General features: G+C 61.9%; 13 protein-coding genes. 10 read left to right on the top strand and 3 right to left on the bottom strand.

The features are described 5' to 3' along the window. Positions 1–231: 231 nt before the first annotated feature. Together CO666_RS25720 and CO666_RS25725 are read left to right on the top strand one after the other, a co-directional pair. A complete protein-coding gene (locus tag CO666_RS25720) occupies positions 232–1,314 on the top strand; it encodes a methionine ABC transporter ATP-binding protein (protein WP_097614867.1) in 1,083 nt (360 codons plus the stop codon). Continuing rightward, positions 1,295–1,948 (top strand): methionine ABC transporter permease, encoded by a 654-nt coding sequence (locus tag CO666_RS25725; RefSeq protein WP_097614868.1) that lies wholly within the window; start codon positions 1,295–1,297, stop codon positions 1,946–1,948. The genes CO666_RS25720 and CO666_RS25725 overlap by 20 nt, the downstream gene beginning before the upstream one ends. On the opposite strand, the gene CO666_RS25730 is transcribed toward CO666_RS25725, so the two are convergent. Beyond that, entirely contained in the window at positions 1,949–3,307 is a 1,359-nt protein-coding gene (locus CO666_RS25730) for an LLM class flavin-dependent oxidoreductase (protein WP_097614869.1), read from the bottom strand. Positions 3,308–3,405: 98 nt separating this feature from the next. Here CO666_RS25730 and scpA point away from each other — a divergent pair, with 98 nt between their 5' ends. Beyond that, complete coding sequence (gene scpA, locus CO666_RS25735; RefSeq protein ID WP_097614870.1) at positions 3,406–5,544, top strand: methylmalonyl-CoA mutase; 2,139 nt, start codon at positions 3,406–3,408, stop codon at positions 5,542–5,544. Between the two features lies 1 nt (position 5,545). Here scpA and CO666_RS25740 read toward each other — a convergent pair whose 3' ends face one another. Then, positions 5,546–6,706, bottom strand: coding sequence for a fumarylacetoacetate hydrolase family protein (locus CO666_RS25740; RefSeq protein ID WP_097614871.1), 1,161 nt, complete (start codon positions 6,704–6,706; stop codon positions 5,546–5,548). A gap of 370 nt (positions 6,707–7,076) precedes the next feature. On the opposite strand from CO666_RS25740, the gene CO666_RS25745 reads away from it, so the two are divergent. From CO666_RS25745 to CO666_RS25755, 3 genes are read left to right on the top strand one after another with little or no spacing between them, the layout of a single operon-like run. Further along, positions 7,077–8,087 (top strand): Gfo/Idh/MocA family protein, encoded by a 1,011-nt coding sequence (locus tag CO666_RS25745; protein ID WP_097614872.1) that lies wholly within the window; start codon positions 7,077–7,079, stop codon positions 8,085–8,087. Between the two features lie 10 nt (positions 8,088–8,097). Further along, the gene (locus CO666_RS25750; RefSeq protein WP_097614873.1) at positions 8,098–9,192 is read left to right on the top strand and encodes a Gfo/Idh/MocA family protein; all 1,095 of its coding nucleotides are present in this window, start codon (positions 8,098–8,100) and stop codon (positions 9,190–9,192) included. A 17-nt stretch (positions 9,193–9,209) separates the two neighbouring features. Beyond that, complete coding sequence (locus CO666_RS25755) at positions 9,210–9,605, top strand: VOC family protein (RefSeq protein ID WP_097614874.1); 396 nt, start codon at positions 9,210–9,212, stop codon at positions 9,603–9,605. A gap of 19 nt (positions 9,606–9,624) precedes the next feature. On the opposite strand, the gene CO666_RS25760 is transcribed toward CO666_RS25755, so the two are convergent. Continuing rightward, positions 9,625–10,545 (bottom strand): helix-turn-helix domain-containing protein, encoded by a 921-nt coding sequence (locus tag CO666_RS25760; protein WP_097614875.1) that lies wholly within the window; start codon positions 10,543–10,545, stop codon positions 9,625–9,627. Positions 10,546–10,631: 86 nt separating this feature from the next. Between CO666_RS25760 and CO666_RS25765 the strand changes: the two genes are divergently transcribed. The 4 genes from CO666_RS25765 to CO666_RS25780 are packed head-to-tail and all read left to right on the top strand — an operon-like array spanning position 10,632 to position 14,755. Further along, positions 10,632–11,906: an extracellular solute-binding protein gene (locus CO666_RS25765; protein ID WP_097614876.1), complete on the top strand. Its 1,275-nt coding sequence runs from the start codon at positions 10,632–10,634 to the stop codon at positions 11,904–11,906. A gap of 59 nt (positions 11,907–11,965) precedes the next feature. Then, positions 11,966–12,826 (top strand): carbohydrate ABC transporter permease, encoded by an 861-nt coding sequence (locus CO666_RS25770; protein WP_097614877.1) that lies wholly within the window; start codon positions 11,966–11,968, stop codon positions 12,824–12,826. After that, positions 12,823–13,659: a carbohydrate ABC transporter permease gene (locus CO666_RS25775; protein WP_097614878.1), complete on the top strand. Its 837-nt coding sequence runs from the start codon at positions 12,823–12,825 to the stop codon at positions 13,657–13,659. Before CO666_RS25770 ends, CO666_RS25775 begins: the two co-directional genes overlap by 4 nt. Before the next feature lie 13 nt (positions 13,660–13,672). Then, positions 13,673–14,755, top strand: a complete 1,083-nt coding sequence (locus CO666_RS25780) for an ABC transporter ATP-binding protein (RefSeq protein WP_097614879.1) — start codon at positions 13,673–13,675, stop codon at positions 14,753–14,755. The last annotated feature ends 27 nt before the right edge of the window (positions 14,756–14,782 follow it).

The raw sequence follows: 14,782 nt of genomic DNA on the forward strand, positions 1-14,782 counted from the left end.
ATCCTGGCGGAAAGATGCCCGGCCCTTCGGGTTGGCTGAAACGGGCCGGCTGATCGACCGGCCGGCTTGGCCGTAGAGCCGGGCTACGACGCGCGCCGGCCGGTCGACCATCCGACTCCGTTTGAGCCAACAGAATGCTGTAATCTAACCCGGAAAGGCTCTAAGGCCTGCAGAGAGCCGATCCGGGCATTCCTTGCCCGGATCGGCTTCGGTATTTGTAAGGAAAAGCCTATGAATTCCTTTGTTTCCGCCACAGCGATCGAGACCCAGCCGCAAGCGGCGGCCGAAGAGGTGGTGAGGCTGACCGACGTGAAGCGGCGGTTCGGAGCCACGCCCGCGCTCGACGGTATTTCGCTGACGGTGAAGAGGGGTGAGATCCTCGGTATCATCGGCCGCAGCGGCGCCGGAAAATCAACGCTGATCCGCTGCCTGAACGGTCTGGAGCGTGCCGACAGCGGCGAGATCCTGATCGAGGGCCGCGATATCACCAGACTTCAGGAACAGGACTTGCAGCCGTTGCGTCGCCGCATCGGCATGATCTTCCAGCATTTCAACCTGCTGTCCGCCAAGACCGTCGAGGAGAATATCGCGCTGCCGCTGAAGATCGCGGGCGTCGCCAGGAACGAGCGGTTGAAACGAGCGCATGAACTGCTCGATCTCGTCGGCCTTGCCGACAAGGCGAAAGCCTATCCCTCATCGCTATCAGGCGGCCAGAAACAGCGCGTCGGTATCGCCCGTGCGTTGACGGCACGCCCGGCGCTGCTGCTCTCCGACGAGGCGACATCGGCGCTCGATCCGGAAACGACGCGGTCGATCCTGGCGCTGCTTAAGGATATCAATCGCAAGCTCGGCTTGACCATTCTGCTGATCACCCACGAGATGGAAGTGGTGCGCGGCATCGCCGATCGCGTCGCGGTCATCGATGCCGGGCGGATCGTCGAGGAGGGGCAAGTCTGGTCGGTTTTTGTCGATCCGCGAGAAACCATCACCCGGAGCCTGCTCGGCAGCATCCGCCCGCAGCTGCCCGATCACATCGCCGGACGGCTGTCGGCGACGGGCAGCGAGGCGATCCTCAGTGTCGATCTCGCCGGGCCGCAGGCGCAGGGCGCGCTGTTTGCCGAACTCTCGGCGGCGCTGCCGCATTCCTTCCGCCTCGTCCATGGCGGCATCGACCACATCCAGAACCAGCCGGTGGCGCGGTTCTTCATCGCCGTTCCCGCACGCGACCCCGCGCTTGCCGGAAAGGTCGAACAATTTCTGACGGCCCGGTCCGCCCGGGTGGAGGTGCTGGGTTATGACACCGATCATGCTTGAACTGCTGATCCGCTCGCTGTGGGAGACGATCCTGATGACCGTCGCCTCGGGCGTGATCTCGCTCGTCGCCGGCCTGCCGCTCGGCCTGGCTCTTGTTGTCACGGCACGCGGCGGCATCGCTGAAAACCTCTGGATCAACCGCGGGCTCGGCGCCGTCATCAACGGCTTCCGCTCGGTGCCCTTCATCATCCTGCTGGTGGCGCTGATCCCGCTGACGCGGCTGATCGTCGGCACGGCGCTCGGCACCTGGGCGGCCATCGTGCCGCTCGCCATCGCTGCGACGCCCTATTACGCCCGGATCGCCGAAGTGTCGCTGCGCGAAGTCGACCGCGGGCTGATCGATGCGGTGCGCGCCATGGGCGGCAACCGCTGGACGATCATCCGCGAGGTGCTGGTGCCCGAAGCACTGCCCGGCATCGTCGCCGGTTTCACCGTCACGCTGGTGACGTTGATCGGCGCTTCGGCGATGGCCGGCGCAATCGGCGCCGGCGGCCTCGGCGATCTCGCCATCCGCTATGGCTATCAGCGTTTCGAAACCAGCGTGATGATCGCGGTGGTGGCCGTGCTCATCGTCCTCGTCTGCGGCATTCAGTGGTTTGGCGACCGGCTCGTCGCCAAACTGGACCGGAGATAGTCAGCGGCGGAAGCGCGCGGCGGGATGAGCGGCCGGCAATCTGCCGTTGCCGCCGCCGAAGAGCTTCTGCCGCAACGGCCCTTCCGCATAATCCGTCTTGAAGAGGCCGCGCTCCTGCAGCACCGGCACCACCAAGTCGACGAAATCACGCAGGCTCTCCGGCGCCACCGTCCGCGCCAGGTTGAAGCCGTCGATATCGCCCTCTTCGATCCATGTCTGAAGATGATCGGCAATCTGCTCCGGCGAACCCACCATCGGTTTCATCCGGTTGCCGAGGACCATCTGGTCGATGATCTCTCGCTTCGTCACCGGCTTTGCCGCTTGCTTGGTGATGGCCGCAAGCGCCGACTGATTGGCGTTCGTGGAGCTCTGGTCGATGATGTCATCCAAGTCATACTTCGAAAAATCGATCCCGATGGACGCCGAATAATGCGCAAGCGAGGCCTCGACGCTCGCATGGCGGCGATAATCCTCCAGTTTGTCCTGCGCTTGCCTTTCCGTCCGCCCGACGACGATAGTGATCAGGCTCAGAATCTTCAATGCATCGGCGCCGCGGCCGAATGCCGCCGCCTTCGCCCGCAACGCATCGACGGTCGGCCTCACTGCCCGAGGGTTCGGGCCGGCGAGGAAGACACATTCGGCGTGGCGGGCGGCAAAGTCCTGACCACGTGCGGAGGCGCCGGCCTGAAAGAGCAGGGGCGTGCGCTGTGGCGAGGGTTCGGAGAGGTGGATGCCCTCCATCCGGTAATATTGACCTTTGTGGCTGACGGCGCGCACTTTCGACGGATCGGCGTAAATGCCGCCCGCCTTGTCGCCCAAGACCGCATCGTCATCCCAGCTGCCTTCCCAGAGCTTATAGACGATCTCCAGATATTCCTCGGCTGCGTCGTAACGCGCATCATGTTCCGGCAGCTTCTCGAAACCCATGCTTCGGGCGGCACTGTCGAGATAACCGGTGACGATGTTCCAGCCGATCCGCCCCTTGGTCAGATGATCGAGCGTCGACATGCGCCGCGCCAGAAGGAAGGGCGGCTCGTAGGTGGTGTTGACGGTCACGCCGAAACCTAAGTGTTTCGTGACATAGGCCATCGCCGAAATCGGGATCAACGGATCATTGACGGGGATCTGCGCCGCCGTCTCGATCACCGGCGCCGGGCTGCCCTTATAAACGTCATAGACGCCGACGATATCGGCGAGGAAGATACCGTCCAGCTTGCCGCGCTCGGCGGTCTCGGCAAACTCCGTCCAATAGTCGAGATCGGTATAATGCACCGACCGGTCGCGCGGATGCGTCCACAGGCCGTGATTGATATGCCCGACGCAATTCATGTCGAAGGCATAGATCTGCATTGTCTTCATCGGACGGATCCAGAGCTCGGAATAAAAATCAAGGATTTGTATCGCACGGCGATCCTGTGAAATGGTAGGGTGCGGGTGAAATAAGCCGGAGGAAAGGCATGACGAAAAAGACGCTGTCGGATTGGGCAGAACTGGCGCAAAAGGAGTTGCGCGCCGCGCCGGAAACGCTGACCTGGCAAACCCCGGAAGGCATTGCCGTCAAGCCGCTCTATACGGCCGAGGATATCGAAGGCGCCGAGCACCTCGGCTCACTTCCCGGTTTTTCCCCCTTCACCCGCGGCCCGCGCGCCACGATGTATGCCGGCCGGCCCTGGACGATCCGCCAATATGCCGGCTTCTCGACGGCGGAAGCGTCGAACGCTTTTTATCGCCGCAACCTCGCCGCCGGCCAGAAGGGCCTGTCGGTCGCCTTCGATCTTGCCACCCATCGCGGTTATGATAGCGACCATCCCCGCGTCGAAGGCGATGTCGGCAAGGCCGGTGTGGCAATCGACAGTGTCGAAGACATGAAAATCCTGTTCGACGGTATTCCGCTCGGCGACATGTCGGTATCGATGACCATGAACGGCGCCGTCATCCCGATCCTCGCTTCCTTCATCGTCGCCGGCGAGGAGCAGGGCGTCCCGCGGGCCGAGCTCTCCGGCACAATTCAGAACGACATACTCAAGGAGTTCATGGTCCGCAACACCTATATCTATCCGCCGGAACCCTCGATGCGGATCGTTGCCGACATCATCGAATATACCGCAAGGGAGATGCCGAAATTCAACTCGATTTCGATCTCCGGCTATCACATGCAGGAGGCCGGTGCGACGCTCGTGCAGGAACTCGCCTTCACACTGGCCGACGGCCGCGAATATGTCAGGGCGGCGATCGCCAAAGGGCTCAATGTCGACGATTTCGCCGGACGGCTTTCGTTCTTCTTCGCGATCGGCATGAACTTCTTCATGGAGGCGGCGAAGCTGCGTGCCGCCCGGCTGCTGTGGAGCCGGATTATGGAGGAGTTCCAGCCGAAAAAGGCAGCCTCGCTGATGCTGCGCACCCATTGCCAGACGTCGGGCGTCTCGTTGCAGGAGCAGGACCCCTATAGCAACATCATCCGCACCGCCTTCGAGGCCATGTCGGCCGTGCTCGGCGGCACGCAATCGCTGCACACCAATTCCTTCGACGAGGCGATCGCGCTGCCGACGGAATTTTCCGCCCGCATCGCCCGCAACACCCAGCTCATCCTCCAGCACGAAACCGGCGTCACCAAGGTGGTCGATCCGCTCGCCGGCTCCTATTACGTCGAAAGCCTGACGAAGGAGCTTGCCGACAAGGCCTGGGCGCTGATCGAGGAGGTGGAAGCCCTTGGCGGCATGACAAAGGCCGTCAATGACGGCCTGCCGAAACGGCTGATCGAGGAAGCAGCGGCGCGTCGCCAGGCAGCCGTCGACAAGGGCGAGGAGGTCATCGTCGGCGTCAACCGCTACAGGCTCGACAACGAACAGCCGATCGACATTCTGGAAATCGACAACAGCGCGGTGCGCACCGCACAGATCAAACGGATCGAGGAAACCAGGCGCCGCCGCGATGGCAACGCCGTGCGCGAGACCTTGGCCGCCCTGGCGGAGATCGCCCGCAGCGGGCGCGGCAACCTGCTGGAAGCCGCCATCGAAGCGGCGCGGGCCCGCGCCACCGTCGGTGAAATATCGGATGCCATGCGCGAAGCCTTCGGCGACCATGCCGCGACACCTGAGGTCATCACCGGCGTTTATGGCGAGGCCTATGACAACGAGCCGGAACTCGCCGTCCTCAAGGGACGCATGACGGAGGTGACGGAAGCGATGGGGCACCGGCCGAAAATCATGGTCGCCAAGCTCGGCCAGGATGGGCACGACCGGGGCGCCAAAGTGATCGCTTCCGCCTTCGGCGATATCGGCTTCGATGTGCTCGCCGGTCCGCTGTTCCAGACGCCGGATGAGGCTGTTGAGATGGCGCTTGGCGAAAAGGTCAATGTCGTTGGCGTCTCGTCACTCGCGGCAGGTCACAGGACGCTGCTGCCGCAGCTGATCGACAGGCTGAGGGAAAAGGGCGGTGACGATATCATCGTCGTCTGCGGCGGCGTTATTCCCCGGCAGGACTATGACTTCTTGCACGAACACGGCGTTGCCGCCGTGTTCGGCCCCGGTACGAATGTCCTCGAAGCGGCAAACTCCGTCTTGGATCTCTTACAGGGCAGGCGACGAAACCAGTAGCTTACAGCAATCCACGCTTTGCGAGGTTGCGCATCAGCGCCGAAATGCCGAAGGTCCAGGGCGGGCATTCGGTGGAGAGCCGCACGGTGTTGACGAGCTTGCCGAGCCCTGCCGAGGAGATCTCGACGACATCGCCGATCTTGTGGGTGAAACCCTGCTTTGGGGCGTCGCGATCCTGCGTTGGCGCAAACAGCGTGCCGAGAAAGAGCATGAAACCATCGGGATACTGATGATGGGCGCCGACCGTCTGCTTGACGAGATCGGTCGGGTCGCGGCTGATCTGTGCCATCGAACTCTTGCCGTGCAGCACGAATCCGTCCTGCCCGGTGACTTTCAGGTCGAGTTCGGCCTTGCGCACATCATCCAGGCCGTAACCGGCATCGAACAGGCGGATGAAGGGGCCGATCGAGCAGGAGGCGTTGTTGTCCTTGGCCTTGCCGAGCAGCAGCGCCGAGCGGCCCTCGACGTCGCGCAGATTGACGTCGTTGCCGAGCGTCGCCCCCTTGATCTCACCGCGGCTGTTGACCGCAAGCACGATTTCCGGCTCGGGATTGTTCCAGGTCGAGATCGGATGCAGGCCGACATCGGCACCCCAGCCGACCGAGGAGAGCACCGGCGCTTTGGTGAAGACTTCGGCATCGGGGCCGATGCCAACCTCGAGATATTGCGACCACATGCCCTCGTCGATCAGCGCCTGCTTGACCTTGGCGGCTTCCGGCGAACCGGCCTTGAGATTGGTGAGACTGCCGCCGATCAGCGTGCTGACGCGCTCGCGGATGGAGGCGGCACGCTCCGGATTGCCGGCTGCCTTCTCCTCGATGACGCGCTCGATCATCGACTGGGCGAAGGTGACGCCGCAGGCCTTGACCGCCTGCAGATCGGCGGGCGCAAGCAGAAAAGGACGGGCCTCGTCCGGCGCTCCGGTGCTGTTGGCGGCGATCTCTTCGAGCGAGCCGACCGCCTTGCCGCCTGCCGCGCGAACGAAGCCCGCGGCATCCTCTCTCTCAAGTAGGGCGCTCAGCGTCGGCGCCTCGCACGAGGTAATATCGACCAGCAGGCCCTCCCGAAGCGTTACGACACTCGGGCCGGCAACCTCGGGATTCCAAACGCGGCCGACAAAAAGGCCACCCGAAGCGGCAGCATCGAGAAGGGGATGAGACATAGTGATCCTCCGGTACAGGCAAGCGGGGAGCGCTCTTGAAAGAATTTAGAGATTGTTGCCACCCTCCAGCCCGGCGGCGGCTGAAATCGATCACATTCATTGGGATCGGACAAGCTACATCGGGGAAAAAGACTTTCGCCGGATCGGATCGAACGGCGCCTTTCGGCGGAATTCCAAATCATGGAAAGGCCACAAAATAACTATTTAGATACAAAATAATCGTTATATTTCATATATTTAATTTGCGTCATGGATGATTTCATCCTCAACCTTGCCTTGACAGGCGCGAGCTTTCGTTATCTGTTTTGCCCGATATGGAGGATGCCGGCCGCAGCCGGGCTTACGAAAATCCCAGGAGGATATTGCAGCGATGTTGAGATTTGCCGTCGTCGGAATCGACCATGGGCATACGTTCGATCACGTGAAGGGCTTGCTTGCCTCGGGCGGCGAATTTGTCGGCTATTGCCCGCAGACCTCCGTGCCGGCATTACGGGAAGCCTTCGAGAAGACCTATCCCGATGCCCCGCAGATCGACCGGGAAAAACTATTTGCCGATCCGTCGATTGACGTCATCTGCATTGCCGCGATCCCGCGTGACCGCGCCGGGCTTGCCATCCGCGCGATGAAAGCGGGCAAGGACGTGATGACCGACAAGCCCGGTGTGACGACCTTTGCCCAACTCGAAGAGGTCAAGCGCACCGTTGCCGAAACCGGCAAGATCTTCTCGATCTGCTTTTCCGAGCGTCACTGCGTGCGCTCCGCCGTCAAAGCCGGCAAGCTGGTCAAGGAAGGCGCAATCGGCAAGGTGATCCAGACGCTCGGCGTCGGTCCGCACCGGCTGCAGCTGCCGACCCGGCCGGACTGGTTCTTCGACCCGGAAGCCTTCGGTGGCATCATCGTCGACATCGCCTCGCATCAGGTCGACCAGTTCCTGTTCTATACCGGCTCGACCGCAGGCGAGGTCATCGCCAGCTCGATCGGCAATTTCGGCATGCCCGACAAACCCGCCTTCCAGGATTTCGGCGAGGTGCTGCTGCGTTCCGACAAGGCTGCGGGCTATGTCCGCGTTGACTGGTTCACCCCGGAGGCGCTGCCGACCTGGGGTGACGGGCGCCTGACCATCCTCGGCACTGAAGGCTATATCGAGCTGCGCAAATATATCGATATCGCCGGCCGGCCGGGCAAGGATCACCTCTTCCTCGTCAACGGCAAGGAAATGACCCACATCGATTGCAGCGATGAAAAGCTCGACTATTTCGATGCTTTCACCGCCGACGTCGCAAACCGCACAGAGACTGCGATGACGCAGGATCACGTTTTCGAAGTCTGCCGCCTTTCGCTCGAAGCCCAGACGAAAGCCGCGCGCATCGGCGCTCGCTGAGGAGGATATCATGACCAGGAAATTGCGCGTCGGCGTCATCGGCGCAGGCATTGCCGCGCGGCATCTGGCCGGCTTCGGCTGGAACAAGGATCTCTTCGAGGTTCCCGTTCTCTGCTCGCTCGATGAGGAGCGCGGCAAAGCGCTGTGCGAGGAATACGGCATTGCCGAATATACGCAGGATACGGATTCGCTGTTTGCCCGCGACGATCTCGATATCATCGACATTTCGACGCCGCCGAGCTCGCATTTCGAACTCTGCCGCAAGGGCATCGTGTCAGGCAAGCATGTGATCTGCGAGAAGCCGCTTTTCGGCTCGATCGCAGAGGTCGACGAGATGGGCCGCATCCTCGCCCGTTTCCCCGGCAGAAAGCTGATGCCGATATTCCAGTATCGTTACGGCTCCGGCCTGCAGAAGCTGAAGCTGCTGATCGAGCAAGGCCTCGCCGGCAAGCCGTTCCTGACGACGATCGAAACGCATTGGTGGCGCGGCCCGGACTATTATGCCGTGCCGTGGCGCGGCAAATGGGCGACCGAACTCGGCGGCGGCCTTCTCGGCCATGCCATCCACGCCCATGACATGCTGAATTATGTGCACGGCCCCTGCGCCGAGGTGTTTTCCTACGGCGCGACGCTGGTCAATCCGATCCAGGTCGAAGATACGGCGGCGCTTTCGGTGAAGATGCAGAACGGCTCGCTGGCGACGCTGTCGATGACGCTCGGTTCGCGCAAGGAAATCTCGCGGCTGCGCTTCTGCTTCAACGACATTGTCGCCGAAAGCATCATCGAACCCTATACGATGGGCCGTGATCCGTGGACGTTCATCGCCGGGACAGAGGAACATCAGGCACGGATCGACGCGGCACTTGCCGCCTATGTGCCCGGCGAGGATGGCTACACCCGTCAGTTCGAGCTCTTCCACAAGGCGATCGTCGAGGACACCGACCCACCGGTGACGCTGCAGGATGCCCGCAATTCGCTGGAGCTGGTGACTGCCGCTTATTTCTCGCAGCGCATCGGCCGGCCGACGCCGATGCCGATCGCCGCCGATCATCCGCTCTATCGCTCCTGGCTTCCGGAAGAAGAACGGCGCCCGGCTGCGGGCTAAACAGGGGAGGGCGCTCCATGCTGAAATCCTTCGAGCATGTCGGCATGACGGTGAGCGACATGGACCGCACGGTCGATTTCTACTGCGGCCTACTCGGCCTCAGCCTGCATCTGCGCAAGGTCATGGCCGACGGCGGAGAGATCGCCTTTCTCGATGCCGGCGGCGGCATGCTGGAAATCGTCGCGCCGGCGAGCGGTGCGGCAAGGGCGGTGGATGTGCCGGAGGGAACAGCCGGCCTGCGGCATCTGACCTTCCTGTTCGACAGTGTCGATGAGACCTTCGCCCGGCTGGAAAAGGCCGGCGTCGAGATTAAGGAGCGGCCGCGCCTGGCGATCAATGCCGAGGTACTGCACAAGGTCGCCTTCCTCCGCGACCCCGACGGCATCCAGATCGAACTCGCCGAAAAACGATAAATCGTCGCAGAGCTGGATGTCAGTTCCGGAAGGCACCGGCGGGAATTGTCGTCACGAGACGGATATCGCGGCGGAAGTCCGATGGCGACATGCCGGCGATATGCCGGAAGGATTTGTTGAAGGCGCTGATTGAGCCGAAGCCACTGTCCATCGCCACCTGCAGCACATTGGCGCCTTCGCTCATCAGCATCGCCTGGGCCCGCGACAGCCTGAGCAGCGTTACGTATTTGCTGAGCGTCATGCCGGTCGAGCGCTTGAACAGGTTCATCGCATATTTCGGATGCAGATCGGCGGCGCGGGCGATATCGACCGAATCGATGTCCTGCAGGAAATTGGCGGCAATGAAATCGCACATGCGCGCGACACTGCGCGAGGAATTCGGATGCGGCTGATCGCCTTCCAGGCTGACGGCCGTCTTCGACGTCGTCATCGAATAGGGTTCGAGCGCGATGCGCTCGATGCGCAGCAGCAGTTCGTCGACGGCGTGCTGGGCCTTGGCGGCATCGCCGGACTTGGCATAGCGGAACCAGCGGGCGAAGTTCTCGTTGTCGGCGGCATCCGTTGCCGAGGTCAGCAGCGTCTCGCCCTTCATCAGCCGGCTGGAAACGCTGATCGGCAGACGCAGCCGGAAGAAATAAATGAGCGGCAGATGGGCGCCGGCATAGAGCGAATCATCCGAGGATTCATCCATCTGATGCGGCTGCCCACCCCAGAACAGGCACATTTCACCGGCGCTCAGCCGGAATTCGTGGTCGCTCATCCGATAATGAACAGTGCCACGCATGACGTAGTTGACCTCGACCTGCGCATGCCAGTGCGGCATGGCCATGACGAGCGGATGGGCATGAAACATCTGCAGCGCCGTTGGCGAACCCTCGATGCTGCTTGCGCCGGGCTGATAGATTGCACTCGTGCCGACCTTACTTTCCGCCAAATCCATGTTCCCTTTTTAGGAGACAGCCGCTCCCTTACGGATAGTCTAACCGCGTTCGTGAAAGATCGGCAATTGAAAAGGGAGGATTTTCAATGCGCTTCAAACTTCTCGCTGCGACCGCAGCTGTCGCACTGCTTGCTTCCGGCTCCGCCTTCGCTGAGTCGGCCAATCTGACCATCTGGAGCTGGAATGTCGCCGCATCGGCGTTGAAGTCCACGCTTCCGGGCTTCAACAAACAATTCCCCGATATCAAGGTGACCGTCGAGGACCTTGGAAACAGCCAGGTCTTCGACAAGACGCTGGCTGCCTGCGCTGCCGGCGGCGACGGCCTGCCCGATATCGTCAGCATCGAGAATTTCGAAGCTGAAATCTTCTGGAGCCGTTTCCCGGATTGTTTCGCCAATCTGAAGGAGCTTGGCTACACCGCAGATATCCAGGCAAAATTCCCCGACTTCAAGCGCACCGAGCTTGAGGTCGGCGATGTCGCCTATGCCATGCCGTGGGATTCCGGCCCTGTCGCCGTCTTCTATCGTCGCGACCTTTACGAAAAGGCCGGCGTCGATCCGAGCACGATCAGCACCTGGGACGATTTCATCGCCGCCGGCAAGAAGATCTCCGCCGCCAATCCCGGCACCGTCATGGCCCAGGCAGACTTCAACGGCGACAGCGAATGGTTTCGCATGATCGCCAACGAGCAGGGCTGCGGCTACTTCTCGACCGACGGCCAGAACATCACCATCAACCAGCCGGCCTGCGTCGCCTCGCTGCAAAAGGTGAAGGAGATGAAGGATGCCGGCACGCTGACAGCTGCCAACTGGGACGAAAAGATCCAGGCCAATACCGCCGGCAAGGCGGCGAGCCAGCTCTATGGCGGCTGGTATGAGGGCACCGTGCGCTCGACCTCACCCGATCTCAAGGGCAAATGGGGCGTCTACAAGATGCCGAGCCTGACGGCCGATGGCCCGCATGCGGCCAATCTCGGCGGCTCGTCGCTCGCCATTTCGGCAACCTCCGCCAATAAGGAAGCCGCCTGGAAATTCGTCAACTACGCCCTCGGCACGACCGAGGGGCAGGTCACCATGCTGAAGGAATTCGGCCTGGTTCCGTCGCTGCTCGAGGCCGAGAAAGATCCCTTCGTCAACGAGCCGCAGCCCTATTGGGGCGGCCAGAAGGTCTGGGCCGATATCCTGGCGACGCTGCCGAAGATCGTGCCGAGCCGCGGCACCGCCTTCCAGAGCGATGCCGAAGCCATCTTCAAGGCAACGCAGACGAAGTTCTTCGCCGGCGGCTACCCCGACGCGAAGGCTGCTCTCGACGACGCCGCCAAGCAGATCGCTTCGGCGACCGGCCTCCCGGTCGCGCAATGAATGACGATGCCGGGCGCTTCAGGCGCCCGGCTTTCCGTTCATTGTGAGGAGAAGGCCCGATGCCGTTCAGAACCCGGAGCGCCTATGCGTTCCTCGCCCCTTATCTGCTGGTCTTTGCCGCCTTCTGGGTTTGGCCGATCATCGATTCATTCCTGATTTCCTTTCAGAACACCCGTATCAATCCGTGGAAATACAGTTTCCAGGCGAATTGGGGCCGGCTCTTCTACGACCCGGCCTTCTATAACGCTCTTTACAACACGCTGATCATCCTGGTGATCCAGGTGCCCGTCATGATCGCGCTTGCGACCGTCATGGCGGTGCTGCTCAATTCGCCGCTGCTGAAAGCGCGTCCGCTTTTCCGTTTCGCCTTCTTTGCACCCGTCGTCGTCGGCGAGGTCGCCTATGCCGCCGTGTTCCGGCTGATGTTCAGCCTCGATTTCGGCATCATCAACAAGCTGATCTCCGCCGTCGGCCTCAGCCCGATATCGTGGTTCGACAATGCCAATGCCGCCATGGCGCTGATCATCCTTGCCGTCACATGGCGCTGGGCGGGCTATAACGCCATCATCATCCTTGCCGGCCTGCAATCGATTCCCGAGGACGTCTACGAGGCGGCGACACTCGACCGGGTGGGCAAGGTGCAGCAGTTCTTTCATATCACCCTGCCGCTTCTGAAGCCGATCATCCTCTTCTGCGTCGTGCTCTCGGTGATCGGCACCATGCAGCTCTTCACCGAGCCCTTCCTTATCACCAATCGCGGCGGTCCGGGCGGCGGCACGGAAACACTCGGCCTCTTCCTTTACCGCCAGGGCTTCACCTCGCTGAACTTCGGCTATGCCTCGGCGATCGCCTATACGATGGCGGCCATTGCCGTGGTCATCTCGCTTCTCAATCTGTGGGTCGGGAGGGATCCAAAATGAAATCCAAATCGCAATCCCTCCTTATGCGCCAGATCGCGCTGCACGCCGTGCTCGCGCCGCTCGCGCTGATCTGGCTGTTTCCGCTGTGGATGATGTTCGTCTTCTCCACAATGCCCGACAACGGTATCTTCAGCCCAGAAATCGTGCTCTGGCCGTCGACCAACTTCGTCGCGAACTTCAAGAATCTGCAGGCCGATACCGATTTCATCGGCGCAATGACGATCTCCGTCGGCGTAGCGCTGATCTATACTTTCCTGTCGGTACTGCTGACCTCGATGGCAGGCTGGGCGCTGGCGCGTTACCGTTTCGTCGGTCGCTCCGTCGTCATCGCCATCATCCTCGGCACGATCACGCTGCCTTTCTCGGTGGTCGTCATCCCGCAATTCATCATGGTGGCGCGCGAGTTCCGGCTCGCCAACACCTGGGTGGCGCTGATCGTGCCGCCGCTCTTCAATTCGCTCGGCGTGCTGTTCATGCGGCAATCCTTCTCGATGATGCCGGGCGAGCTTTTCGATGCGGCCCGTGTCGAAGGCGTCAAGGAATGGCAGATCTTCCTGCGCGTCGCCCTGCCGCTGGCGCGGCCGACCATGGCGGCGCTGGCAATCATTCTCTTCCTTCATTCGTGGAATAACTACCTCTGGCCGCTGCTGATCAATTCCAAACCGGGAATGATGACGGCGCCGGTGGCGTTGGGAACGCTGATCGGCCTGACCAAGGTCTCCTGGGGCGGCATCATGGCCGGCGCGGTGCTGCTGACGGCGCCGATCCTCGTCGTTTTCGTGGCTCTCCAGCGCCATTTCATCGCCGGCATCGCGGCCGGCGCAATCAAATAATCGGGGAGGCCGCATGGCAGAGCTTTCACTCACCAACATCATCAAGCGCTTCGGCGGCTTCGAGATCATCCACGGCGCCAATCTGGAGGTGAAGGACGGCGAATTCGTCGTCTTCGTCGGTCCTTCCGGCTGCGGCAAGTCCACGCTCTTGAGGATGATCGCGGGTCTCGAGGACATTACCTCAGGCGAGCTTCGGATCGGCGGACGGGTCGTCAACGACGTCGAGCCGGCCGACCGCGGCATCGCCATGGTGTTCCAGTCCTATGCGCTTTATCCGCACCTGACCGTCGAGGAGAATTTGAGCTTCGGCCTGCGCATGAACGGCAATCCGAAGGCCGACACCGAGCGGCGTGTGCGCCATGTCTCCGAGATCCTGCAGATCAACGAGCTGATGAAGCGGCGGCCGAAGCAGCTGTCCGGCGGGCAGCGCCAGCGCGTCGCGATCGGCCGCGCCATCGTGCGCGAACCCGAGGTCTTCCTGTTCGACGAACCGCTGTCGAACCTCGACGCCGAACTGCGCGTGCAGATGCGCGTCGAAATATCAAGGCTGCACAAGCAGCTCGGCACGACGATGATCTATGTCACCCATGACCAGACGGAAGCGATGACGCTCGCCGACAGGATCGTCGTGCTGCGCGCCGGCAATATCGAGCAGATCGGCGCGCCGCTCGATCTCTACGACGATCCCGCCAATCAGTTTGTCGCCGGCTTCGTCGGCTCGCCGAAGATGAATTTCCTCAAGGCCGTGGTGGTCGAGACGCAGCCGGGCAGGGCAGTGATTGCGCTGGAGAGCGAGGGCAACACACGCCTGTCCCTGCCCATCGCCGATGGCGTCGAAGCCGGTGCGAAAGTGACGCTCGGCATCCGTCCGGAACATTTCGTCGATGCGGGTGCTGGGGATGCCGATCTCACCGTCGCCATCGACGTCGCTGAGCATCTCGGCAATACCAGTTACATCTATGCCGCCGTCGGCAGCGAGCAGTTGATCATCGAGCGGCCGGAATCGCGCACAACAGGCAACCGCGAGACGCTGACCGTCGGCCTTCCCGCAAGCCGCACATTCCTTTTCGACGGCGCCGGCAAACGGCTTCGCTAAACCGCAATCCCAAGGCAGAAAGACGAA

This window comes from Rhizobium chutanense, from assembly GCF_002531935.1.
Taxonomy (GTDB): domain Bacteria; phylum Pseudomonadota; class Alphaproteobacteria; order Rhizobiales; family Rhizobiaceae; genus Rhizobium; species Rhizobium chutanense.

Excerpts from the sequence above, each read along its gene's own strand:
- CO666_RS25720 (WP_097614867.1), top strand. The coding sequence starts at position 232 with ATGAATTCCTTTGTTTCCGCCACAGCGATCGAGACCCAGCCGCAAGCG.
- CO666_RS25725 (WP_097614868.1), top strand. The coding sequence starts at position 1,295 with ATGACACCGATCATGCTTGAACTGCTGATCCGCTCGCTGTGGGAGACG.
- CO666_RS25730 (WP_097614869.1), bottom strand. The coding sequence starts at position 3,307 with ATGAAGACAATGCAGATCTATGCCTTCGACATGAATTGCGTCGGGCAT.
- scpA (WP_097614870.1), top strand. The coding sequence starts at position 3,406 with ATGACGAAAAAGACGCTGTCGGATTGGGCAGAACTGGCGCAAAAGGAG.
- CO666_RS25740 (WP_097614871.1), bottom strand. The coding sequence starts at position 6,706 with ATGTCTCATCCCCTTCTCGATGCTGCCGCTTCGGGTGGCCTTTTTGTC.
- CO666_RS25745 (WP_097614872.1), top strand. The coding sequence starts at position 7,077 with ATGTTGAGATTTGCCGTCGTCGGAATCGACCATGGGCATACGTTCGAT.
- CO666_RS25750 (WP_097614873.1), top strand. The coding sequence starts at position 8,098 with ATGACCAGGAAATTGCGCGTCGGCGTCATCGGCGCAGGCATTGCCGCG.
- CO666_RS25755 (WP_097614874.1), top strand. The coding sequence starts at position 9,210 with ATGCTGAAATCCTTCGAGCATGTCGGCATGACGGTGAGCGACATGGAC.
- CO666_RS25760 (WP_097614875.1), bottom strand. The coding sequence starts at position 10,545 with ATGGATTTGGCGGAAAGTAAGGTCGGCACGAGTGCAATCTATCAGCCC.
- CO666_RS25765 (WP_097614876.1), top strand. The coding sequence starts at position 10,632 with ATGCGCTTCAAACTTCTCGCTGCGACCGCAGCTGTCGCACTGCTTGCT.
- CO666_RS25770 (WP_097614877.1), top strand. The coding sequence starts at position 11,966 with ATGCCGTTCAGAACCCGGAGCGCCTATGCGTTCCTCGCCCCTTATCTG.
- CO666_RS25775 (WP_097614878.1), top strand. The coding sequence starts at position 12,823 with ATGAAATCCAAATCGCAATCCCTCCTTATGCGCCAGATCGCGCTGCAC.
- CO666_RS25780 (WP_097614879.1), top strand. The coding sequence starts at position 13,673 with ATGGCAGAGCTTTCACTCACCAACATCATCAAGCGCTTCGGCGGCTTC.